This window comes from Cellulomonas sp. HD19AZ1 (assembly GCF_004535805.1).
Lineage (GTDB): Bacteria > Actinomycetota > Actinomycetes > Actinomycetales > Cellulomonadaceae > Cellulomonas > Cellulomonas iranensis.
On the sequence record NZ_SPHX01000003.1, the window covers coordinates 238,109 to 261,595 of the forward strand.

The 23,487-nt window shown below is 76.4% G+C and carries 18 protein-coding genes; 14 read left to right on the forward strand and 4 right to left on the reverse strand.

Translation table 11 applies throughout. From position 1 onward, the window contains the following. The first annotated feature begins 358 nt into the window (after positions 1 to 358). The 13 genes from E4A51_RS07260 to E4A51_RS07320 all read left to right on the forward strand — a co-directional run bounded on the left by E4A51_RS07260 (position 359) and on the right by E4A51_RS07320 (position 16,346). Positions 359 to 1,360 carry a DUF2599 domain-containing protein gene (locus tag E4A51_RS07260; protein WP_167748851.1) on the forward strand — a complete coding sequence of 334 codons (1,002 nt, stop codon included), beginning with the start codon at positions 359 to 361 and terminating at the stop codon, positions 1,358 to 1,360. Positions 1,361 to 2,020: 660 nt separating this feature from the next. Beyond that, entirely contained in the window at positions 2,021 to 3,238 is a 1,218-nt protein-coding gene (locus E4A51_RS07265) for a toxic anion resistance protein (RefSeq protein ID WP_070320243.1), read from the forward strand. Positions 3,239 to 3,338: 100 nt separating this feature from the next. Further along, the gene (locus tag E4A51_RS07270; RefSeq protein WP_062102881.1) at positions 3,339 to 3,851 is read left to right on the forward strand and encodes a hypothetical protein; all 513 of its coding nucleotides are present in this window, start codon (positions 3,339 to 3,341) and stop codon (positions 3,849 to 3,851) included. After that, positions 3,848 to 5,374 (forward strand): AAA family ATPase, encoded by a 1,527-nt coding sequence (locus E4A51_RS18915; RefSeq protein ID WP_134851313.1) that lies wholly within the window; start codon positions 3,848 to 3,850, stop codon positions 5,372 to 5,374. Before E4A51_RS07270 ends, E4A51_RS18915 begins: the two co-directional genes overlap by 4 nt. Beyond that, complete coding sequence (locus tag E4A51_RS07280) at positions 5,371 to 6,651, forward strand: hypothetical protein (protein WP_134851314.1); 1,281 nt, start codon at positions 5,371 to 5,373, stop codon at positions 6,649 to 6,651. Before E4A51_RS18915 ends, E4A51_RS07280 begins: the two co-directional genes overlap by 4 nt. Then, positions 6,648 to 7,631 (forward strand): glutamate ABC transporter substrate-binding protein, encoded by a 984-nt coding sequence (locus E4A51_RS07285; RefSeq protein WP_070319485.1) that lies wholly within the window; start codon positions 6,648 to 6,650, stop codon positions 7,629 to 7,631. The genes E4A51_RS07280 and E4A51_RS07285 overlap by 4 nt, the downstream gene beginning before the upstream one ends. 5 nt (positions 7,632 to 7,636) lie before the next feature. Beyond that, positions 7,637 to 8,749, forward strand: coding sequence for a hypothetical protein (locus E4A51_RS07290; protein WP_134851315.1), 1,113 nt, complete (start codon positions 7,637 to 7,639; stop codon positions 8,747 to 8,749). Then, on the forward strand, positions 8,746 to 11,118 hold the full coding sequence (locus tag E4A51_RS07295) for a serine/threonine-protein kinase (RefSeq protein WP_134851316.1): 2,373 nt from the start codon (positions 8,746 to 8,748) through the stop codon (positions 11,116 to 11,118). The genes E4A51_RS07290 and E4A51_RS07295 overlap by 4 nt, the downstream gene beginning before the upstream one ends. Further along, the gene (locus E4A51_RS07300; protein ID WP_134851317.1) at positions 11,103 to 12,419 is read left to right on the forward strand and encodes a PP2C family serine/threonine-protein phosphatase; all 1,317 of its coding nucleotides are present in this window, start codon (positions 11,103 to 11,105) and stop codon (positions 12,417 to 12,419) included. The genes E4A51_RS07295 and E4A51_RS07300 overlap by 16 nt, the downstream gene beginning before the upstream one ends. Before the next feature lie 52 nt (positions 12,420 to 12,471). Then, a complete protein-coding gene (locus E4A51_RS07305; protein ID WP_070319488.1) occupies positions 12,472 to 13,749 on the forward strand; it encodes a VWA domain-containing protein in 1,278 nt (425 codons plus the stop codon). Next, complete coding sequence (locus E4A51_RS07310; protein ID WP_070319489.1) at positions 13,746 to 14,651, forward strand: FHA domain-containing protein; 906 nt, start codon at positions 13,746 to 13,748, stop codon at positions 14,649 to 14,651. The genes E4A51_RS07305 and E4A51_RS07310 overlap by 4 nt, the downstream gene beginning before the upstream one ends. 163 nt (positions 14,652 to 14,814) lie before the next feature. After that, positions 14,815 to 15,810 (forward strand): hypothetical protein, encoded by a 996-nt coding sequence (locus tag E4A51_RS07315; RefSeq protein WP_240696412.1) that lies wholly within the window; start codon positions 14,815 to 14,817, stop codon positions 15,808 to 15,810. Positions 15,811 to 15,863: 53 nt separating this feature from the next. Further along, positions 15,864 to 16,346: a PPOX class F420-dependent oxidoreductase gene (locus tag E4A51_RS07320; RefSeq protein WP_046529290.1), complete on the forward strand. Its 483-nt coding sequence runs from the start codon at positions 15,864 to 15,866 to the stop codon at positions 16,344 to 16,346. A 64-nt stretch (positions 16,347 to 16,410) separates the two neighbouring features. Here E4A51_RS07320 and E4A51_RS07325 read toward each other — a convergent pair whose 3' ends face one another. After that, entirely contained in the window at positions 16,411 to 17,067 is a 657-nt protein-coding gene (locus tag E4A51_RS07325) for a hypothetical protein (protein ID WP_134851318.1), read from the reverse strand. A gap of 147 nt (positions 17,068 to 17,214) precedes the next feature. Between E4A51_RS07325 and E4A51_RS07330 the strand changes: the two genes are divergently transcribed. Continuing rightward, positions 17,215 to 19,647, forward strand: a complete 2,433-nt coding sequence (locus E4A51_RS07330; RefSeq protein WP_134851319.1) for a tetratricopeptide repeat protein — start codon at positions 17,215 to 17,217, stop codon at positions 19,645 to 19,647. Between the two features lie 15 nt (positions 19,648 to 19,662). Here E4A51_RS07330 and E4A51_RS07335 read toward each other — a convergent pair whose 3' ends face one another. The 3 genes from E4A51_RS07335 to E4A51_RS07345 form a co-directional block, all read right to left on the reverse strand. After that, positions 19,663 to 21,609 carry a S16 family serine protease gene (locus E4A51_RS07335; RefSeq protein WP_052748315.1) on the reverse strand — a complete coding sequence of 649 codons (1,947 nt, stop codon included), beginning with the start codon at positions 21,607 to 21,609 and terminating at the stop codon, positions 19,663 to 19,665. 196 nt (positions 21,610 to 21,805) lie between these two features. After that, positions 21,806 to 22,273, reverse strand: a complete 468-nt coding sequence (locus E4A51_RS07340; RefSeq protein ID WP_233421102.1) for a thioesterase family protein — start codon at positions 22,271 to 22,273, stop codon at positions 21,806 to 21,808. 41 nt (positions 22,274 to 22,314) lie between these two features. Continuing rightward, positions 22,315 to 23,424 (reverse strand): LysR family transcriptional regulator, encoded by a 1,110-nt coding sequence (locus tag E4A51_RS07345; RefSeq protein ID WP_233421103.1) that lies wholly within the window; start codon positions 23,422 to 23,424, stop codon positions 22,315 to 22,317. Positions 23,425 to 23,487: the final 63 nt, after the last annotated feature.

Consider the following 23,487-nt stretch of genomic DNA (forward strand, 5'->3'; position numbering starts at 1 on the left):
GGCGTCACCCACGCCCACGCCCACGCCGAAGTCGCGATCACCACAATCAAGAGCACCAGGCACACCCCCGCGACTTTCGCGACTTCCGCGACGAACACGGCCACCACGGCTTCGTCACCGTCACCGCCATCATGGAGAACACCACGTGAACACCTATCAACGGGCCGAGCTCCACTGCGAACCGCGAATCGTCGGATTGATCGGGCGCTGCGCAGCCCTCGACCCGCGTCACCACGGGAGCCCGCCCCTACCGGGAGTCACGGAGACGGCGGTGGCAGTCTCGCACCTCACCCTTTCGAGTGACCCGGGAGACTGCGCGATGCCGCTAACGTTATGTTTCGTATTGGAATCTGACGGTGTGATCGTCAATCAGGGGGGCGATATTATGCCATATTTTCGCACGAGCCTCGCGCTAGGCGGGACCGCCCTTCTGGTATTCGCGGGTGTCGCACCTCCAGGAGCAGGCGCGAGCAAGAGCGGTGTCGCCGATTTCGTTGACGCTGTCGCCGCCGTCGCCCCCGAGGTGTTCACAGAGGACACCCTCGCGCCCGGGGATCGCCGCCGTGACGTCGAGATCGACGCTGACGAGACGATGACGACGGCAGAGCTCACCTTTTCCGGCCTGTCGGTCGGCCTCCCCGTAGGAGAAGGTGCCCAGGTCGACCGGCTGCCCTCGGGGGACGTAGCCGTCATCGGCGACACGTCGACCTTCGGCGCTGTGGAAAAGGCGGACGGATCTGTTCAGGTCGTCTTCACCGCGAACGACGCGACGTCACCGACAGAGTTTAGCTTCGACATCCCACCCGTTGACGGTGCGTCGTTCAAACGGCTAGACAACGGGGCCGTGTGGTATGTCGACGCGGACGATTCATTGATCGTCGGCGCGGCGCCGCCGTGGGCAAGAGACGCAAACGGCGATGAAGTCCCGACCCACTTCGAGATTCGCGACAACTCACTCGTCCAGATCGTGGAGCACCGGTCCTCTCACACCGCCTACCCCGTGGTCGCGGACCCCTGGCTCGGTATTGATTTGTTTAGCAAGATCACCCAGGACACCTACAACGGCCAGTTGCGTGTTAACCTGTGGAAGTCGACGTGGGGAAATGTCACACACGCCCCCAACGCTGCGGGAATCGAGATCATGCTCTCGTCAGGATGGGCAGAGGCGACCGCCAAAGCGCCACGTCTAAACGAGAAGGCAACCTTGCGGCAGCAGTACGAGTGCCATGTCTGGGGCGGCTTCTACAACATTGCAACTGGCGAGTGGAACCTTGAGAAGTTCCGGCCGACTCGCACCACGACGTGGGTGTGGGGCGTCGCGAGGCATCGCTGCAACTGGACCACCGCCAATGAACTGTGATGGCGCGACAAGAGTCCGCAGGCGCACGATCGGTGCGCTGCTCCTCATCGTCTCGGCAGTCGGAGCCACCTTGCTGCTGCTGCGCCCATGGGCGGTGTGTGCAGACGACGAGACGTCGGGTGCGTGCCCCGTCCTGGAAGACCACGCGGCGGTCGACGCAGGGGCATGGCTCGCCGTCGCATTGACCGGGATCGCCGGGGGCGCGGTACTGACCTTTCCGGCCTCAGGCGGGGGACGGGGCGTCCTGCGGCGTTGACGACGGCGCAGCCCGAAGCCGGGTAGCGCCGTCACCGGCCCGCACAGGACGCCGGTGACGCGCACGCAACGACCACCCGGGCCAGCCATCGCGGTGAGCGCAACAGCTGGGTTGCCTGCACCACGCCAACGGGTGCGGCCAGACCATCGGCCGACCAAGCGACCTGGCGACGAGACTGCCCTCGAGGTCGACCCTCGGCCTCCCGCAGCAACACGACGTGCTTCTGCGGGCGCGCGTCCCTTACGTCGGGGCGGCCGCAGACCCGGTGGCGCGCCTGTGGCTGAAGGTGGGGAACCGCCCTCAGCACCCGGACGTTCTCGTTCTCGCCGGACCCCCGTCCGGTACGTTGACCTGGACCGTCACGTCAGGCGGCGCCGCGCAGCCCGCGCTCCCGGAGGACCAGCATGAGCGAGCCCAGCCCCCTGCAGCCGCCCGCCCCCGCGGCCGCGTTCGCGCTCGAGGCGCCGGCACCCGTCGCGCCCGTCGCGGCGACCGACGCGCCCGCGATGGCGCCGCGCGTCGACCCGGCCGCGCTGCCGGGCCTGGACGCGAAGGTCGCGGCCTACCTCGCGGGCCTGGACGCCGTGCAGGCGGGCTCGCCGGAGTTCGCCGCCAAGGGCGACGACGTGCGCCTCATGGGCGACACCGACATCCGCCAGGCGGCGGACACGTCGAACCGGCTGCTGCAGGTGCCGGTGCGCGAGCTGCGCGAGGGCGGCGTGTCGGGCACGTCGCAGGTCGGCAAGTCGCTCATGGACCTGCGCCGCACGGTCGAGGACCTCGACCCGTCGGAGAAGACGGTCGGGCGCAAGCTGCTCGGGTTCCTGCCGTTCGGCGACTCGCTGACCGACTACTTCCGCCGCTACGAGAGCTCGCAGAAGCAGATCGACGCGATCGTCAAGGCGCTGTACCGGGGGCAGGACGAGCTGCGCAAGGACAACGCGGCGCTCAACCTCGAGAAGCAGCACCTGTGGGACACCATGGGCCGGCTCAACCAGTACATCTACGTCGCGAGCGCGCTCGACGCGCAGCTCTCCGCGAAGATCGCGCAGGCCGAGGCGACCGACCCCGAGCGTGCGCGGGCGCTGCGCGAGGACGTGCTGTTCTACGTGCGGCAGAAGCACCAGGACCTGCTCACGCAGCTCGCGGTGTCGATCCAGGGCTACCTCGCGATCGACATCATCATCAAGAACAACGTCGAGCTCATCAAGGGCGTCGACCGCGCGACGACCACGACCGTCGCGGCCCTGCGCACCGCGGTGCTGGTCGCGCAGGCCCTCAACAACCAGAAGCTCGTGCTCGACCAGATCTCGGCGCTCAACACCACGACGTCGAACATGATCGCGTCGACGTCGAAGATGCTGCGCGAGCAGTCGGTGACGATCCAGCAGCAGGCCGCGAGCGCGACGATCGGGCTGCCGCAGCTGCAGCAGTCGTTCGCCGACGTGTTCGCCGCGATGGACTCGATCGACACGTTCAAGGTGCAGGCGCTGGACTCGATGGCGCAGACCGTCGGTGTGCTGGAGACCGAGACCGCCAAGGCCAAGCAGTACCTGGACCGGGTGTCGCGCTCGGACGGCACGGACGCGTCGAGCGGCTCGCTCGACCTGGGCCTGCGCTGACGGCACGAGCGCGCACGGGGGCGAGCCCGGCGACGGTCACGGCAGCGGTCACGGCGGCGGGCGGACGGATGAGCACGACGAGCGGGACGGGGGTCGGGCGATGAGCGCGCTGGGCGACCTCGTGGCGCGCCTGCTCGGGCGCGCGCGCCCGGCCGTCGTCGTCGAGGAGGACCCCGTGCCGACGGCCGAGCAGATCGCGACGGCCGTGCGCGACGTCGAGGCGCGCATCGAGGGCCGCGTGCCCGCCGCGGTCACCGCGCGCGTGCACCGCATCACCGGCACGGTCGAGGACATGGTGCCGCGGCTCGACCGGTTCGGCGTCGGCGACCGGCAGGCGTACACGGTCGTCGCGACCGCGACGAGCTACCTGCCCGAGGCCGTCGACGGGTACCTGCGGCTGCCGCGCGACTTCGCGGACCGACGCGTGGTGTCGCGCGGGCGGACGTCGCTCATGGTGCTGTGCGACCAGCTCGACCTGCTCGCGGTCACGCTCGAGAAGATCTCCGACGCGGTGTACCGCGCCGACGCGCAGGCGCTCGTGGCGCACGGCGAGTTCCTCGCCGAGAAGTTCGGGCAGTCGTCGCTCGACGTGCCCGGGGCGGGGGCGTCGTGACCGCGCCGGCGACCGGCACGGTGGCCGAGGCCCTGGACGCGCTGGTCGCGGCCGGCTCCGCCGCCGGCCTCGACACGGCTGCGGTGCGCGACGAGGGCGAGCGCCTGGCCGCCGCGGTCGCCGAGTCCGCACCCGGCGCCGCACCCGCGTGGCTCGCCGCGACGGGCCGCGGCGGCGACAACCTCACGGCGTTCTTCGCGGCGGCCGGGTCGGCACGCCGGTGGCGGCACGCGCCGACCGACCTGCTCACGTCGCTGACCACGGCACGGTCCCCGCACGCCGGGGCGTACGCCGACGCGCTCGCGCACGTCACGTCCGCCGCGTGCGACCTCGGCGCGCCCGCGCTCGGCGTCGTCGCCGCGGCCTCGGTGACCGCCGCGGTGCAGCGCGCGGCCGCGGGCGTCGCGGTGGCCGACCCGGCGGGCGCGCCACCCGGGGCGGGTGCTGGATCGACCTCTCACGCCCCAGGGGGTGGGGCGACCGGACCCGGCGGGGGTGCTGGATCGACCTCTCACGCCCACGGGGGTGGGGCCGGCCAGGTGGGCGGGGCGGCGGGGGCCGGGGCCGCGGTCGCGGTCGGCGAGGCGACCAGGCCTGACGACGCGGGCGGCGCGCCGCCCGCGAAGACGTTCGACGAGCTGCTCGCGGAGCTCGACGCGCTCGTCGGCCTGGACCGCGTCAAGCGCGAGATCCGGCAGCAGGCGCAGCTGCTGCGCGTCGAGCGGCTGCGCGCCGACGCGGGCCTGACGACGCCGTCGCTCACGCGGCACCTCGTGTTCGTCGGCAACCCGGGCACCGGCAAGACGACCGTCGCGCGCCTGGTCGCCGGGCTGTACCGCGCGCTCGGGCTGCTCGCGCAGGGGCACCTCGTCGAGGTCGACCGCTCCGAGCTCGTCGCCGGGTACCTCGGCCAGACCGCCGCGAAGACCACCGAGGTCGTGCAGCGCGCGATCGGCGGCGTGCTGTTCATCGACGAGGCGTACGCGCTGGCCGACGACCAGTACGGCACCGAGGCCGTCAACACGCTGGTCAAGGACATGGAGGACCACCGCGACGAGCTCGTCGTCATCGTCGCGGGCTACCCGCTGCCGATGGCGCGGTTCCTCGCGACGAACCCGGGCCTGGAGTCGCGGTTCGCGACGACCGTCACGTTCGACGACTACACCGACGCCCAGCTGCGCGAGATCTTCGCGCTCGCCGCGCGCCGTGCCGACTTCGAGCCGTCGCCCGCGTGCCTCGACCTGCTCGAGGAGATCGTCGCCGCGCAGCCGCGGCACGAGGGCTTCGGCAACGGCCGGTACGCGCGCAACCTGCTCGACCGCGCGGTGCTGCGGCACGCGTGGCGGCTGCGGGACGTCGCCGAGCCGACCGTCGAGCAGCTGCGCACGCTCCTGCCCGAGGACCTCGCGACCGACGTCGAGGACGTCGCGCCCGACCTGCCCGTCCCGGACGCCGACCCGGGCCGATCCACCCTCGGCACCACCCCCCGCACCGACTCCGAGCCCACCGAGGAGCCCGCGTGACCACGACCGCGTCCCCCGCGGCGCCATCCGCCCCGACCGCGCCCGCCACCGCACCGCCCCCGCACCCCACGAGCGGCTGGGGCTCGACCCCGCGCGGGCTGCGCGTGTGGGGTGCGCTGGCGGCCGTCGTCACCGCGCTGACCGGGCTGTTCGGGGTGCTGGCCGTGTCCTCGCAGTCGCTCGCGGTGGAGGACGCGCGCGACGCGGCCGCACAGCTCGTCGGCCTGCAGGACGCGCGCAACCAGCTGGTCGCCGCGGACGCCGCCGCGACGACCGCGTTCCTCGTGGGCGGCCTCGAGCCGGTCGAGCTGCGCACGCGGTACGACGCGGCCGTCGACGCGGGCGCGCAGGCGCTGACGTCGCTCGCCGCGACGGGCCCCGACGGGGCCGACGGCCTGGCTGCCGTGAGCGCGGACCTCACGCGGTACACCGGGCTGGTCGAGCAGGCGCGGGCGAACAACCGGCAGGGCTTCCCGGTCGCGTCGGCGTACCTCGAGGAGGCGTCGGCCGTGCTGCGCGACGACGTCGTGCCGGCGCTCGACGCGCTCGTCGCCGCCGAGCAGCAGCAGGTGGACGACGAGATCGCGACGGCCCGGTTCGCGGCGCCGATGGTCGTCGCGGTGGCCGTGCTCGCGCTCGTCGTGCTGGCGCTCGTGCAGGTGTGGGTCGCGCGTCGCACGCGCCGCACGTTCAACGTCGGGCTCGTCGCGGCGACCGTCGCGGTCGTGCTGGTCGGCGCGGTCGGCGGCGCCGTCCTCGGTGGGGCGGGGGCACGGGCCGCGCAGGTGCGCGACGACGCGTACCGCGCGACCGTGCAGACGTCGCAGGCGTTCGCGCTGGTCAACGACGCCCGCTCGCAGGAGGCGTTCACGCTGATCCGCCGCGGCTCGGGCGCGTCGTACGAGGAGACGTTCCGTGCGAACGTCGCCGACGCGCGCACCGCGCTCGAGCGCGACGGCGTGCGCCTGGACGGCTCGCTCGTGGACCGGCTCGACGCGTGGGTCGCGGCGCACGACGAGGTCCGGCAGCGCGACGACGACGGCGACTGGGACGGCGCGGTCGCGTTCGTCACGAGCGACGACCCGGGTGCACCGCCCGCGCTGTTCGACGCGCTGTCGGGTGCGCTCGCGGCCGCGGTCGACGCGGGCGGGCAGCAGGTCGCCGACGGGCTGCGGCCCGCGGGCGCGTGGCTCGGCTGGGCGCTCCTGGCCGTCGGCGGCGCCGGTGCGGTGCTGGCGTGGACCGGGCTGCGGCCCCGACGGGAGGAGTACCGGTGAGCGCACGCACCACGCAGCACGCGGCGGTCGCGCGCCGCCGAACCCGGCTCGCGCGCGCCGCGGCGGTCGTCGCGGTGCTCGCGGCCACGCTCGTGGGCTGCACGCCCACGACCAGCGCGACGGTGTCCGCGTCCGGCACGGCGTCCGCGCCGCCGCCCGCGTCGCCCGCGCCGCAGGCCGTGACGTGCGACGACGCGACGACCTCGTACGCCCCGGGCGACGGCTCGGTCCCGGACGGGTCGACCATGGCCGCGATCCGCGACCGCGGCTACCTCCTGGTCGGCGTGTCCGCCGACACGCTGCGCATGGGCGCCCGCAACCCGTTCACCGGCACGATCGAGGGCTTCGACGTCGACGTCGCGCGGCAGGTGGCCGCGGCGCTGCTGGGCGACCCCGACGCCGTGCGGTTCCGCGTCATCACCGCGGGCGACCGCATCGGCGTGCTCGAGGACCACGAGGTCGACCTCGTGGCGCGCGCGTTCACCATGAACTGCGACCGCTGGCAGCAGATCGCGTTCTCGGCGGAGTACCTGCAGGCCGGGCAGAAGGTGCTCGTCAGCACCGAGTCCGACGCGACGGGCATGGCGGACCTCGCCGGGCAGCGGGTATGCGCGCCCGAGGGCACGACGACGCTCGACCGGCTGGCCGACTACGACGTCGAGGCCGTCGGGGCCCGCACGCACTCGGCGTGCCTGGCGCTGTTCCAGCAGGGCCGGGTCGACGCGATCACGGGCGACGACACGGTGCTCGCGGGGTTCGTCGCGCAGGACCCGTACGCCAAGGTCGTCGGCGACGCGTTCAGCGCCGAGCCGTACGGCCTGGGCGTCGCGGCCGACCAGGTCGACCTCGTGCGGTACGTCAACGGCGTGCTCGACGCGATGAAGGCCGACGGCCGCTGGGCCGCGCTGTACGACCGGTGGCTCGGTGAGGCGCTCGGCCCCGCGCCGGCGCCGCCCGCGTCCGTCTACGGGCGCTCGTGAGCGTGATGGCCAGCGGGGACGTCGTCGCGCCGGTCGCGCCCGGGCGCCTGGGCGAGGCGATCCCCGCGCGCGACCTCATGACGTACCTCGACGGGCTGCTCACGTGGCTCGACGACCGCCGGTCGCGCCTCGACGCGCTGGACGCCGCGGCGCAGGCCACGGCCGACGCGCAGCGGTACACGCCCGACGTGGTGCTCGCGCTCACGGTGTGGCAGTCGGTGCGCACGCGCGCCGACGAGCTGCTGGCCGTGTGGGACTCGGGGCGCGTGACCGAGGTCGAGCGCGAGCGCATGTCGCAGCTCGTGTGGGGGCGCGTCGACACGCGTGCGGGCGCCGCACCGGTGTCGCTGCCGGAGGCGCTGACGCTGTGCGACGCGATGGTGTCGGCGCTGCGCACGCGCCTCGCGTTCGACCCCGACACGGCGGACGTCGTCGCGCGGCTGCGCGGCGTGCGGGCGTCGCTCGTGCGCGCCGAGGACCTCGCGGGGACGGACGCCGCGGCGCACGAGCGGGTCGCGGGCCTGCGGACGCGCGAGCAGCGGCTGTCGGAGCAGGCCGCGCGCGGCGGCGACGTCACCGGGCCGCTCGCGGAGCTCGAGACGCAGGCGGCGCGCGCCGAGCGCGACCTCATGGTCGCGGTGTCGCAGCGCCGCTCGCTGGCCCGCGCGCGCGTCGACGCGCACACCACCGCCGCGGCGCTCGAGGCGCGCGAGCCCGCGCTGCACGAGCTCGCCGAGCGGTGCCGCCGCGAGGTCGTCGACCCGCCGCGCAACGCCGTGCCCGACGTCTCGCGCCTGGGCCCGGTCCCCGAGGACCGCGCAGGGCTCGACGCGTACGTCGCGCGCCTCGACGCCGTGCGTCGCGCGCTCGACGCCGCGCAGGACGCGTACAGCGAGCCGCTGCGCGAGCGCGCCGAGCTGCGCTACCGCGTCGGCCAGGCCACGACGCTCGCCGCCGGCAACGGCCGCGACGCGTCCCCGACCGTGCGGGCCGCGCACGACGAGGCGCGCGCCGCGGTCGACGCGACGCCGTGCGACGTCGCCCTCGCCCGCGCCCTCGTCGAGCAGTACGAGCACCTGGCCCGGCCGCTGCCGGGCGGACAGGGAGGACCCCGATGACCAGCGCCACCGCGTGCCGCGAACCCGGGTGCACCGGCAGCTACGAGGACGGCTGGTGCGACGTGTGCGGCTCGCCCGCGCCCGCGGGCGCCGCGTCGACGAGCACCGGCACGACCACGCCCCCGGCCGCCGCCGCCTCCCCCGCCGCCGGCGCCGGGGCGACCGGTCGCACCGCGGCCGCGCGCACGCCCTCGGCCATGCTCGGCACCGGCATCGCGGGCGGCGTCCCTACGCCCGGCGCGGCCGGCGGCGACCCGGACGCCGAGCGCTCGACCCGCACGGGCCGCACCAGCTCGACGCGCCTCGCGTCGGCCGCGCTCGGCTCGGCGCGCACCGCGGCGACCGGCTCGCGCACGACGCGCCGGCTCGGCACGACCTCGACCCGCCTGCGCCGCGCGCGCCTCGGCGCGGGGCTCACGAGCGTGCCGCCCGCCCCCGTGGCCGACCCGCTGCAGGCCGTCATGGCCGACCCGCAGGTGCCGGAGCGCAAGCGGTTCTGCGCGTCGTGCGGCGAGCCCGTGGGCCGCGGCCGCGAGGGCGTGCCCGCGCGCACGCAGGGCTTCTGCCCCAAGTGCGGCGCGCGCTTCGACTTCGACCCGCGGCTGACGCCCGGCACGCTCGTCGGGGGGCAGTACGAGGTCGTCGGGTGCCTCGCGCACGGCGGCATGGGCTGGATCTACCTCGCGCGCGACCGCAACGTGTCGGGCCGGTGGGTCGTGCTCAAGGGTCTGCTCAACACGGGCGACGAGGACGCCGTCGCCGCGGCCATCGCCGAGCGGCAGTTCCTCGCGCGGGTCGAGCACCCGCTGATCGTCGAGATCTACAACTTCGTCGAGCACGACGGCGACGGGTACACCGTCATGGAGTACGTCGGCGGGCGGTCGCTCAAGCAGCTGCTCACCGACCGGCGGGACGCGACCGGCACGGTCGACCCGCTGCCCGTCGACCAGGCGCTCGCGTTCGTCCTCGAGGTGCTGCCCGCGTTCGGGTACCTGCACGACGTGGGCCTGCTGTACTGCGACTTCAAGCCCGACAACGTCATCCAGGCGGGCGACGCGCTCAAGCTCATCGACCTCGGCGGCGTGCGCCGCGTCGACGACGACGAGTCCGCGATCTACGGCACGGTCGGCTACCAGGCGCCCGAGGTCGCGCAGGACGGTCCCTCGGTCGCGTCCGACGTCTACACGATCGGCCGCACGCTCGCGACGCTCGTGCTCGACTTCCGCGGCAACACCACGACGTACGTCGCGGCGCTGCCGCCCGTCGAGCAGACGCCGGTGTTCCAGCGGTACGACTCGTTCTACCGGCTGCTCGCCAAGGCGTGCGCACCGGACCCGTCAGACCGGTTCGGCACGGTCGACGAGATGCGCGCGCAGGTGCTCGGCGTGCTGCGCGAGGTGGTCGCCGCCGACCGCGGCGCGGGCGACCCGCCGCTGACCAGCGCGGCGTCGGTGCTGTTCGAGCCGCCCACGACCGACCAGGTCGAGCGGCCGCTCGCGTGGCACGAGCTGCCCGCGCTGCGGGTCGACCCCGACGACCCGATGGCCGGGTGGCTCGCGGGCGTCAACGTGGCCGACCCCGAGCAGCGGCTCGTCGCGCTCGCGTCGGCCCCCGACGAGAGCGTCGAGGTGCGGCTGCTGCGCGCCACGACGGCGATCGAGGCCGGGCGGCCCGAGGTCGCGGCGTCCGCGGTGGACGCGATCCTCGCGGACGACCCGTGGGAGTGGCGCGCGGTGTGGACGCAGGGCCTCGCGCAGCTCGCGGCGGGCGACGCGGTCGCGGCCCGCGCGTCGTTCAACGCGGTGTACGGGCAGGTGCCGGGCGAGCTCGCGCCCAAGCTCGCGCTCGCGGCGGCGTGCGAGCTGTCCGACGAGCCGTTCGTCGCCGAGCAGCTGTACGCGACGTGCGCGTACGCGGACGCGAACTACACGGCGCCGGCCGCGTTCGGGCTCGCGCGCCTGCGCCGCGCCGCGGACGACGTGGACGGCGCGCTCGCCGCGCTCGACCTCGTGACGCCGACGCGCTCGTCCTACCCGCAGGCACGGCTGCTGCGCGCCCGCGTGCTGGCGCGGTCGCGCCAGGACCTGCGCGCGCTGTCGGCGGCGCTCGACTCGGTGCGCTCGGTCACGCTCGCGCCGGCCGACCGCGCGGCGCTGCGCGTCGACGTGCTGAGCACGGCGCTCGAGCTCGTCACGAGCGGGCGCACGACGCGCGGCGCGACGTTCGACGGCGCCGAGGCCACCGAGCCGCACCTGCGCACCGCGCTCGAGGGCGCGTACCGCGAGCAGGCCGAGCTCACCGCGGACCGGGCGGAGCGCGTCGCGCTCGTGGACCGCGCGAACCGGGTGCGGCGGTGGACGGCGTGGTGACGGCCGGGGCTCCCGACGCCGCCGTGTGCCCGGCGTGCGGCGAGGCCGCGGGCCCGGGGGCACGGTTCTGCGAGGCGTGCGGCGCGGTGCTCGCACCCGCGGGCGCGAGCACGACGCCCGACGGGACGGCCGCGCCGTCGACGGGCCCGGCGGACGCAGCCGCAGGCGTCGCCAGGCCCGCCGCCCCTGCCACCCCGGGCGAGCACGGCGACCCGGGCGACCCGGACGCGACCGTGGCCGGCGCCGCGGCGCCGCAGGGAGCACGCGACGGCGCCCCCGACGCGGCGGACGCCGAGCCCACCCCGTGCCCCGCGTGCGGCGGCGAGATCGCCCCCGACGGGTACTGCCTCGAGTGCGGCGCCCGCGCACCGCGCGAGCGCGACCACGTCGAGCGGCGTGCGTCCGAGGACGTCGGCGGCGTGAGCGACGTCGGCGTGCGACGCCGCCGCAACGAGGACGCGCTCGCGCTCGGCACGGCGGGCGACGTCGCGGTGCTCGTGGTGTGCGACGGCGTCGCGTCCGCCCCGGACTCCGACCGCGCGAGCCGCGCGGCCGCGCAGGCCGCGCGCGACCTGCTCGTGGGCGGTCTCGGCGCGGTCGAGGCGCCCGCGCCCGACGCGGGTGCGTGGTCGCGGCTGCTCGTGGCGGCGGGGCACGCGGCCGACGCCGCGGTGCGCGCGGCCGTCGACGACGCGGCGTCGCGCGAGGACCCGCCGTCGTGCACGTTCGTCGCCGCGTTCGCCGGCCCGACGCTGCTGGTCGCGGCGTGGCTGGGCGACTCGCGCGTGTACTGGCTGCCCGACGCGGGGCCGGCCGAGCAGCTCACCGAGGACGACTCCCTCGCGGCCGAGCTCGTGGCCGGCGGCATGACGCGCGAGCAGGCCGAGCGCTCGCGCGACGCGCACGCGATCACGCGCTGGCTCGGGGCGGACGCCGAGGACGCGACGGCCCGGACCGTCGCGACCCGGCCCGCGGGGCCGGGCTGGGTGCTCGCGTGCTCCGACGGCCTGTGGAACTACGGGTCGGCTCCCGACGTCGTCGCCGGGCTGGTCCGGGACGCCGTCGACCGGCTCGGGCCCGACCCCGTGGCCGTCGCGCGCGACCTGGTCGGCTGGGCCAACGCGCGCGGCGGGCACGACAACGTGACCGTCGCGCTCGCGCGCGTCGCCGGCCCCGCGGGCACCGACGTCGCGCCCGGCACGACGGCCGAGGACGACCCCGGCACCGTCCCGACCGTGCGCCGTCGACCGGCCGGTAGCCTCGCGGGAGGACCCCGCACCGCCGCCCCGCCGACCGCCTGACCAGCCGCCGACCCCGTCCCGCCCGCTTCGCCACCCCCGAGGAGCCAGCACCGTGGCCACGTTCCGCGCCGAGGTCTTCCAGAACGAGTTCCTGCCCGACGGCGGCACGGACGTGCACGCGATCGTCACCGTCACCGCCGAGGGCGTGGGCGGGGCGGTCACCGCCGACGGCGGCGTCGCCGAGGTCGTCATGATCGACACGTCGGGTTCCATGACGGGTCCGACCCTCGAGGCCGCGAAGCACGCCGCGCAGGTCGCGCTCGACCACATCCCCGACGGGACGTGGTTCGCGATCGTCAGCGGCAGCCACGTCGCGCAGCGCGTGTTCCCGTACCCGAACGCGCGCGTCGCGATCGTGCAGATGGAGCCCGGCGCGCGCGCCGAGGCCAAGCGCGCGGTGGCGGCGCTCAAGGCGACCGGCGGCACCGCGATGAGCACGTGGCTGCGCCTCGCGGACCAGATCTTCGCGACCCAGCCGGCGGCCACCCAGCGGCACGCGATCCTGCTGACCGACGGCAAGAACGAGTCCGAGCCGCGCGAGCAGCTCACGGCCGCGATCCGCGACGTCACGGGCCGGTTCCAGTGCGACGCGCGCGGCGTCGGCCAGCACTGGCAGGTCGACGAGCTGCGCGAGATCTCCACCGCGCTGCTCGGCACGGTCGAGCTCATCGCCGACCCGGCGGACATCGCGGACGACTTCCGGGCGCTGCTCGCGGCGTCGCTCGCGCGCGGCGTGGCCGACGCGCAGCTGCGGGTGTGGACGCCGCAGGGCGGGCAGGTGCTGTTCGTGCGGCAGGTCGCGCCGACGGTCGAGGACCTCACGGCCCGGCGCACCGACATCACGCCGCTGGTCGGCGCCTACCCGACGGGCGCGTGGGCGGACGAGTCGCGCGACTACCACGTGGCGGTGCGCGTGCCGTCGCGCACGGTCGGCAACGAGCAGCTCGCGGCCCGCGTGCAGATCGCGGTCGGCGACGAGGTGCTCGCGTCCGGGCTGGTCAAGGCCGCGTGGTCGGACGACGCGTCGCTGACCGCCCGCATCAGCCCCGAGGTCGCGCACTACACGGGCCAGGCCGAGCTCGCCGACGCGATCCAGGAGGGTCTGGCCGCCAAGGCCGCGGGCGACGAGGCGACCGCGACCGTCAAGCTCGGGCGGGCCGTGCAGCTCGCGGCCGAGACCGGCAACGAGGAGGCCACGAGCAAGCTGCGACGCGTGGTCGACATCGAGGACGAGGAGCACGGCACCGTGAGGCTCAAGCGGGGCGCGTCGCGCCTGGACGAGATGGCCCTGGACACCGCCTCGACGAAGACCACGCGGGTGCGGCGGTGAGCGCCGTGACCTGCCCGCAGGGGCACACGAGCGAGGCCACCGACTACTGCGACGTGTGCGGCACGCCGATCGCGTCGGCCGCGCCCGCGGCGGCGACGCCCGCACCGGCTGCGGCGGGCCCGTCGACGTGCCCGCACTGCGGGTCCCCCGCGGCGTCGGGTGCGCTGTTCTGCGAGAACTGCGGCTACGACTTCACGACCGGCGCGACGCCCGTGGCCCCGGCGGCCGCGGCGCCGACGTCGTCGCTGGACCTCGGCGCACCGGCCCCCGCCCCGGCCCCCGCGGCCGGCACCGGGACCGGCCCGACCCCGCTGACCCCGCCGCCCGGCGTCACGCCGCCGGCCGCTCCCCCGGCCGTACCCGGCGTCGACGCGGCGGACCCGGCCGGCGAGCCCGCAGCATCGCCGGCCGCGACGGCCGCGCCCGGTGCGCCGGGAGCGCCCGGTGCGCAGCAGACCGCACCCGCCGACCCGCCGCTCGCGCCCCCGACCCCGGGCGACGACGCGTGGGTCGCCGAGCTGTGGGTCGACCCCGACTGGTACGCCGCGCAGCAGGCCGAGGACCCCATGCCGTCGGTCGGGCTGCCCGTGCTCGTGCCGCTGCGCGAGCGCAGCGTGCTCGTGGGGCGGCCGTCGGCGTCGCGGAACATCCGGCCGCAGGTCGACGCGGGCGCCGACTCGGGCGTCTCGCGGCGGCACTGCCAGCTCAACACCGACGGGCAGCGCTGGTGGGTCGAGGACCTGCAGTCGTCGAACGGCACGTACGTCGCGCGCGTCGGCGAGCCGCTCCCCGAGGTACCCATCCCCGCAGGTCAGCGCCACGAGCTGCAGGACGGCGACCGGCTGTACCTCGGGTCGTGGACCCGTCTGGTCGTACGTCGCGCACTCCCGGGCGAGGCCTGACCGCGGGGTTGGCCCGGAACGTCCCGGCCCGTCCGCGGCCGTCCGGGGGAACCTGCTCCGCTCCCCTCGCACGGGTCGCCCCGGCGGGTGACGATCGGGGTCGCACAGCGATCCGTGACGCACGCCACTCACGGGTCGCGACCGACCTCCGGGGGGACGTCGCATGGCCGCAGCACGCACGACCGCACGCACCGCCGCGGAGACCGCCGCGGGAGCCCCCGCGCGCACGGCGCGCGACCACCTGCGGCGCGCGGCCGCGGTCGTGGCGCTGACGACGCTGCCGCTCGCGGGCCTGTCCCTCGCGTTCGCGCAGGACGTCGCGACGGCCACCCCGCCCCCGCCGCCCGTGACCAGCACGATGTGGGTGTGGGACAACCCCGTGGACCGCGCGGTCGACCCCCGGGGCACCGGCTACGCGCCCGCCGAGCCCGCGCAGCTCGCGGCGTTCGTCCGCGAGCACGGCCTGACGACCGTGCACCTGTCGGCGCCGTGGGCGTCCGACGAGGGCCCCGTCGCGCCGTGGCTCACGGCCGCGGTCGACGCCGTGCGCGCCGAGGGCGCGTCGGTGGGCGTGCTCGGTGGCGACCCGCCGTGGCTCGACCAGCCGCAGCTCGCGGTGCAGTGGATGCGCGCGGCGACGCACGACCGCGCGGTGACGCACGTGCAGCTCAACGTCGAGCCGTGGACGCTGCCCGCGTGGGGCACCGACCGCGCCGGGTCCGTGACGCGCTGGCTCGCGCTGCTCGACGCGGTGCGCGCCGAGCTGCCGCCCGGCGTGGGCCTGGGCGTCGACGTGCCCTACTGGCTCGCGTGGGAGCCGTGGGGCGACGGGTCGGTGGCGGACGCCGCGATGGCGCGCGCCGACCGCGTCGACGTCGTCGCGTTCGTCGACCACGCGCAGGGCGACGACGGGATCCTCGCGCTGTCCGCCGACGCCGTGGCCGCGGCCGTGCGCGCGGGGCTGCCGTTCACGGTGGGCGTCGAGACGGACACGCCGGCCGTCGCGGGCGGCGCGCAGTGGACGTTCGGCGACGACGGCGCGCAGGCGCTCGCGCGCGAGACGGCGCTGGCCGCGCAGGCGCTGCGGGGCACGCCCGGCTTCGAGGGCATCGCGGTGCAGCACTACCGGACGTGGCGCGGGCTGCTGGGCCTGGGCTGAGCGGCCCGCACGGCGGCCGGGTGGCGACGGCGCGCGCGACGTAGGGTCGCGGCATGCCCCGCACCGTCGCGACCGCCACGCCCGTCGACCTCACCACGCTGCTCGACTTCGTCCGTCCCCGGCACCGCATGCTGCTGGTGACGACCCGCGCCGACGGGCGCCCGCAGGTCTCCCCCGTGAGCGGCGGCGTCGACGACGCCGGGCGGCTCGTCGTCTCGACGTACCCGGGCCGCGCCAAGACCCGCAACGCCGAGCGCGACCCCCGCGTGTCGGTGTGCGTGCTGTCGGACGAGTGGGACGGCCCGTGGGTGCAGGTCGACGGCAGCGCGGAGGTGCTGCACATGCCGGAGGCGGAGGACGCGCTGGTCGACTACTACCGGTGCATCGCGGGCGAGCACCCCGACTGGGACGAGTACCGCGCCGCGATGCGCCTGCAGGGCAAGAGCCTGCTGCGGATCACGCCCGAGCGGTGGGGCCCGCTGGCGACCGGCGGCTTCCCGGCGGACGTCGCCGCCCGGCTCGACGCCGCGGACTGAGCGGAGACGTCCCGCCCCGGCGTCGTGCGCGGCCGGACGCCGCGCGGCCCGACGCCGTCCGGCGTCAGCGGACCACGAGCGCGACGCCCACGAGCAGCGCCGGCCAGCCCACGAGCCACGACCACCACACCGCGCGCGGCAGCAGCCCCGCGCGCGCGTCGAGGGCGCCCGCGGCGGCCGCCACGCCGAGCACCAGGCCGATGAGACCGGTGAACGCGCCGCACGTCGCCCCGACCCACACGTCGTACGCGGGCAGGTGCGCGGGCAGCAGCAGCGCGACCTGCGCGACCGACTCCTCGGGCGACGTCCCGCGGGGCCCGAGCGTCGCGAGCGCCAGCACGACGTGCGCGGCCGCGACGGGCACGAGCACGAGCGGCACACCGGCGCGCGCCCACCCGCGCGAGCCCCGCCACCGCGGCGTGCGGCCGTCGTGCGCGACGAGGAGCGTCGCGACCCACGGCAGCAGCGCACCCCACGCGAGCGCCCAGAACGCGAGCGCACGCGCCTGCGGGCCGTCGGCGGCGACGCGCCCGACGACGCCCGGGACGAGCCCGCCCAGGTGCGTCAGGCCGACCCACGCGGCCACGACCGCGGCGAGCGCGAGTGCCGCGAGGGCGACGCCGGCCGGTCCGGCGGAGGCGTGCTCGGCGTCCTCGGGCACGACGGCGACGGCGCCGGACGCGGGGGTGACGGTGGGCACGGCCGGGGGCTGCTCGGGCACGGGGAGGAACCTACCCAGATCACCCACCCGGGGGACACCCCCGCGGCCGTTCCGGTGCGTCCCGCGCGGTCCCGGGTGGACCCGCCCGCGCCGGTGCGCGGTCCGTCGCTAGGGTCGAGGGCCTGGTCGCACGGTGGGAGGGGCGGCATGGCGCAGGACGCGGGGCTCGACGACGTCGCCGCACGCCTGGTCGCGCTGCGCGCGCAGGCGGGGTCGCCGTCGTACGCCGTGATCGCGGCGCGCGTCGGGCAGGTGCGGGCCGCGCGCGGCGAGCCCGGCGCCGCCCCCGCCCGCAGCACCGTGTACGACTGCTTCCGACCGGGACGCGCCCGCGTCGACGTCGCACTGGTCCGCGACGTGCTCGCGGCGCTCGGGCTGGGCGCCGAGGAGACATCCGCGTGGCTCGCCGCGGCCGGTCTGGCCGGTGCACCGGCCCGCTGGACCGAGGCCGCGCACGGCGAGGGGCTCGCAGTCGGCGGACCGGCGCTCCTGGTGGGGCGGGCGCGCGAGCGCGAGGTCGCGCGGCGCGCGGTCGTCGAGCGCGACGTGCCGGTCGTGCTGGTCGAGGGCATGGCGGGCGTCGGCAAGTCGACGCTCGCGCGCGCCGTCGCGCACGACCTCGTGGCGGCCGGGGTCGCGGAGCGCGCGCTGCACCTCGACGTGCACGGGTCGTCGCCGTCGCGCCGCCCGGCCGGGCCGACGGCGGTGGTCGCGGCCGTCGCGCGGCACCTCGACGTGCGGCTGCCCGCGGCGGCCGACGTCGCCGCGGCGCGCACCGCGCTCGCGGGGCACCTCGCGGGGCGGACCGTGCTCCTCGTGCTCGACGACGTGCCCGCGGCCGAGCACGTGACCGTGCTCGCCCAGGTCCCGGGGATGCGCGTGGTCGTGACGTCGCGGCGCCGGCTGCGCCTGCCCGCGGCGCTGCCGCACGAGCGCGTCACGGTGCGGCCGCTCGCCGCCGACGCGGCGCTCGACCTGCTGCGGGCCGTCGTCGGCCCGCAGCGGGTCGACGCGGAGCCGGCCGCCGCGGGGCGTCTCGTCGACGCGCTGGGCGGGCTGCCGCTGGCGCTCGAGCTGACGGCCCGGCACGTCGCGGGGACGCCGTCGTGGTCGCTGGCCGACCACGCCGACCGGGTCACGGAACGTCTCGGCACGGCGCGCGTCGAGGAGGCCGTGCACGCGGCGTTCCACCTCAGCTACCTCGACCTCGAGCCACGTACCGCGCGCACCCTGCGCCTGCTGGCCGCGCAGCCGTGCCGCACGCTGTCGGCGCGCGAGGTCGCGGTGCTCACGGGCACGACGACGGGCGGCGCCGAGCGCGACGTCGCACGCCTCGAGGCCGTGCACCTGGTCCACCGCGACGCGGACGGCGTCGCGCTGCACGACCTCGTGCGCGCGTACGCGGCGGGTGTCGGCGCCGACGAGGACCCGCCGTCGGAGCGCGTCGAGGCGCTCGCGCGGCTGCGCGAGCTGTGGGTGCAGCGCGCGTGGGCCGTGCACCACGCGCTCGGCGGCGAGCGCGTGCGCCTCACGAGCCGCACCCGGTCCGGCTGGCCCGAGGTCGACGCGCGCGAGGCCCGCGGGTGGCTCGACCGGCTCACGGCCGACGTGCTGCTGCTCGTCGACCCCGCGACCCGGCCGGACGCCGAGCAGGTCGTCGAGCTGTCGGAGGCGCTCGGGTGGGCGCTCAACCAGTACTCGCGGTGGGACACCGCGCGCCTCCTGCACACCCGGGCACGGGACGTCGCGCGTGCGGCGGGCGACGAGGTCGGCGTGCTGCGCGCGACGCTCGCGCTCGGGCGGCTCAGCGTGTGGCGCGCCGAGTGGGACGACGCGACGGCGCTCCTCACGGCCGCGCGCCGCGGGTTCGAGCGGCACGGCGTGCGGGAGCAGGCCGAGGAGTGCACGCAGGCGCTCGCGATCGTCGCGGCCCAGACCGGGCGGTACGACGAGGCCGCGGCGCTGCTGCGTGAGCTGCTCGACGGTCTCGTGGCCGGCGGGCGGGTCCGCGACGCCGGGCGTGCGCGCGACAACCTGGCGATCGTGCTGCGCCGCCTCGACCGGCTCGACGAGGCCGCGGCCGAGCACCGCCGCGCCGCCGCCGAGAGCGCGTCGGCGGGCGACCGCGAGGGCCAGGGCAACGCGCTGGTGAACCTGTCGGACGTGCTGCTCGCGCTCGGGCACGCCGTCGACGGCCTGGCCACCGCACGGGAGGCCCTGGCGATCGGCCGTGCGTGCGGCGACGACCGGGTCGTCGCGTACGCGCTGACCAACGTCGGCATCGCGCTCGACGCGACGGGCGACCACGACGCGGCCGCGGACCACCACCGGGAGGCGCTCGCGCAGGGCCGCCGCATCGGCGACCCGCACCTCGAGGTGTCCGTGCTCAACAACCTCGCGGACACGCACCGCGCGCTGGGGCGCGCGGACCTCGCGGGGGCCGGCTACCGGACGGCCGCCGACCTGGCCGCCACGCTGCGGTACGCGCACGAGGCCACGCGTGCGGCCGCCGGGCTCGCCGCCCTGGGCCTGCCGGCCGGGCCCGCGCACGACGACTCGCTCGCGGCGGACCCGGCCTGAACGTCGGCCCCCGGCTCAGCCGGCGGCCTCGGCGAGGTCGCGGCCGGTGAGGTAGGAGATCATCCGCGCCGTCACGAAGCCCGAGGCGTACTGGTTCACGGCGCTGAACCGCTCGGAGTCCGTGCCGTTGCGCATGACCCCGGCAGCCTCGTACGACCCGACGCCGAGCACCGGGTCGACGTCGTGCGCCCGCAGCGCGTCGACCTCGGCGCCGAGCTGCTGCCGGCCCAGGTCGAGCGCGCGGTTGAGCGCCGCCTGCCACCGCACCCCCGTGATCTCGAAGCCCGGGCCCAGGTCGGCGTTGTTGTAGTACTTGTCGATGAGGCCCGCGTTGCGCACGTAGTTGGTGACGCCGTAGGCGAGGGCCGCGTAGTCGGCGTTCGGCTTGCCCTCGCCGATGTAGTCGGTGATCACCGGCAGCAGGCTGCGCTCGACGGTCGCGTACGCGACCGCCATGTCGGCGCCGCTCAGCCGCGCGAGCACGTCCTCCTCGCTCAGGCCGTGCTGCTGCGCGAGCGGCGCGACGACGATCTCGCGGAAGGCCGTGTGGTTGGCGTCGGCGCCGCGACGGAAGAAGTCGCCGACCGCCCCCAGGTCGACGTCCTCGTGCACGGGCGTGCCCGGGTTGTCGCGGCCGAGCTCGAACGTCGCCTGCGTCGACGTCAGCATCGCCTCGCTGAGCCGCGCGTACAGCAGCGGCCCGGACAGGTCGGTGAAGAGCTGCTCGAGCGACGCGTAGCCGCCCGCGTCGGACCGCGCCTTGATGCTCGCGATCATCTGGTGGGCGAACACCATGAGCGAGTACGCGTCGAACGTGCCCGCGTACCCCTGCACGAGGCCCTCGACGTCCGCGACGGTGCGCGGCGAGTACGTCGAGAGCTGGTCGAGGAACGACGTCACGCGTGCGCTCGTCGGGCCCAGGTCGAGCGCGTCGCGGAACAGCAGCTCGAGACCCGGCAGGCCCTGCGTGAACAGCGGGTTCATCCACTCCCCGGCGCCGACGAGCGTCTCGACGAGCATCGCGGCCTGCTGCGCCTCGAGGAACGCCCCGGCCTGCTGGCCCTGCTGCGCGAGGTCCCTCGCGTCGACCGACGCGGTCGCGGCCGCGTCGAGCAGGCCGGACGACGCGAGCGTCGTGCGGATCTCCGCGGGCAGCGCCTCGAACCGGCGGAACGCGGTGTCGTAGCGCGCGAGCGTCGCCTCGACCTGCGCCGAGACCTTGTCGTACGACTGGTTCGACAGCCGCGGGTCGCCGCCCAGGCGCGGCGCCTCGAGCGGCTCGCCGGTGAGGTGCCCGTACGCCTCGTAGACGTCGCCGACCTCGATGACCTCGACGCCCTCGCGGTCGCCGAGCCGGACGACGTCGACGACCTCGCCGGCCTGGTTCGGCGAGTTGCGCTGCCCCAGCGGCACGAGGACGGTCGTGAAGCCCTCGTCGGCCGCGGCCTGCACCTTCTCGGGGATGCCGCCGACCGGGCCGATCGTGCCGGTCGGGTTGATCGTGCCGGTCATCGTGACGTCGTCGAGGAACGTGTCGCCGCGCTGCAGCGCGATGAGCCCGGCCGTCGTCAGGGCGCCCGCGCTCGGGCCGTCGACGCGCCCGCTCGTCTCGAACCGGAACTCGCCGCTCAGCGGAAGCCCCAGCAGCAGCGTCGAGACGATCGCCGCGTTCCACGCGCCGGCCTGCGCGGCGGGCCCGATGCCGCCGACCTCGTTCTCGGAGAACTCGACGCGGAAGTCGCCGTCGTCGTGCGGGCGGCGCGTCAGCTCGGTCTCGCCGACCGCCCCCTCGCCCGACCCGGTGTACGCGAGCCAGCGGATGGTCAGCGAGCCGGGGCCCGGCTCGGGCGTCGCCGCGTCGGTGATGGTCGTGTCCGTGTCCGGCTCGTCGGCCGCCGTGCAGCCGGCGGCGAGCAGCGCCAGCACCGCCGCCGCGCCCGCCACGCGCGTGATGCGTCCCATGGGTCCTCCCGGTCTCCGGCGCGCGCGGGGGTCGCGCGTCGTCCGCGGGGCCGCGGGCACGCCGCTCGCCCCGTCGGCGATGCTCGCCGCGTCACGGGCGGCGGCGCACCCGACCGGCGCGGGTCCGGACGATCCCGGACAACCGCGACGGGCGTCCGGCCGTCACCGGGTCGGAGCGGTCACCGGGTGCGAGCGGTCACCAGCCGCGCAGCTCCGGGGAGGGCCCGGGGAACGCGGCGAACGTCGCGCGCTCCTCGTCGGTGAAGGGACGCGGCGTGTGCGTCGCGCGGTCGAGCTGCACCATCCGCGAGCGCGCGCGCAGCGCGACGCCCGCGTCGGGGCCGTCGCCGTCGAGCACCTCGTACGCGAAGTCGACCGACGACCGACCCAGGCGCGGCACCCACACCTCGACGACGACGGGCGCGAGCCGGAACCGGATGGGTGCGACGTAGTCGATCTCGTGCTTGACGACCACCAGCAGCGACGCGGTCATGGCGCCGGCCTCGTCGACGCCCATGCGCGGGAAGAGCGTGAACCGCGCGTCGTCGAGGTACCGCAGGAACGCCGCGTTGTTGACGTGCCCGAACAGGTCGACGTCCGACCACCGCACCTGCATGACGACGCGGCCGCGCGCGCCGTCCCCGGCCTCGGGCCGTCCGCTCACGTCCACCCCCTCACGCTACCCACCCGGGGGTCGCGCGCCCGTCAGGCGGGGGCGGCCGCCGACGTCAGGGCGTCGAGGGTCGCCACGACGGCGGGGACGCGCAGCAGGTCGCGCGTCGTGACCGCGTCGACCTGGCGTGCCGACGTCCCGTCGACGGGGCGCAGGACGACACCCGGCACGCCCGCGGCGGTCGCGCGCACGAGTCCCGGCAGCACGGCGACGCCGAGACCGGCGGCGACCAGGCCGAGGACCGCCGGGTAGTCGTCCGTCGCGTACGCGACGCGCGGCTCGAACCCGACCGCCCGCCCGGACGTCAGCAGGTGCCGCCGGCAGCGCGGGCACCCCGCGATCCACGTGTCGGCGGCGAGGTCGCCGAGCGCGAGACCGTCGACGGTCGCGGCCGGGTGGCCGGCCGGGAGCGCGACGAGCGTCGGGTCGGTGAGCAGCCGGCGGTGCACGAGGCGCGGGTCCGGGGCCGCCGTCGCCACGTCGTCCGCCGGGCGCTCGGCGTCGTCCGTGCCGCGTACCGTCCGGGCCAGGTCGTCGTAGGCGAACGTGAGCACCACGTCGGCCTCGCCCGCGGCGAGCAGCGCGACGGACTCGGGCGGCTCGGCCTCGACGAGCGTGACGGACAGCCCCGGGTGGCGCACGCGCAGGTCCGCGAGCGCGCGCGGCACGAGCGTCGCGCACGCGGACGGGAACGCGACGAGCCGCACGACGCCCGCGCGCAGCCCGGTGAGCGCGGCGACCTCGGCCGATGCGGCGTGCAGCGCGGCGGACACGGTCGCCCCGTGGCGGGCCAGCACCCGCCCCGCCTCCGTGAGCCGCACGGACCGTCCGCTGCGGTCGAGCACCGCGGTGCCGAGGCGGCGCTCGAGGCGGCGCAGGTGCTGCGACACGGCGGGCTGGCTAACGCCGAGCGCGGCGGCCGCGGCCGTGAGCGTGCCGTGCTCGGCGACGGCCTGGACCATGCGCAGCGCGGCCACGTCGAGCGCGTGCGCGGGGAACGTCCGGGGGACGTCGGCGACCGGGGGCGGCTCGCCGTCGGCGGTGACGACGACGGGCGCTGGCGTGCCGGGCGCCCGGACGTCCCGGTCGTCCGCGGACGCCCGGGTGCGGCCGCGTGCGCCGTGGTGGCGGGTGGGCGACATGGCCGAACCATAACTGTCGGTGATGCAGGGCCGTCATGACTAGCCGTTGTGTGATGTCATCGG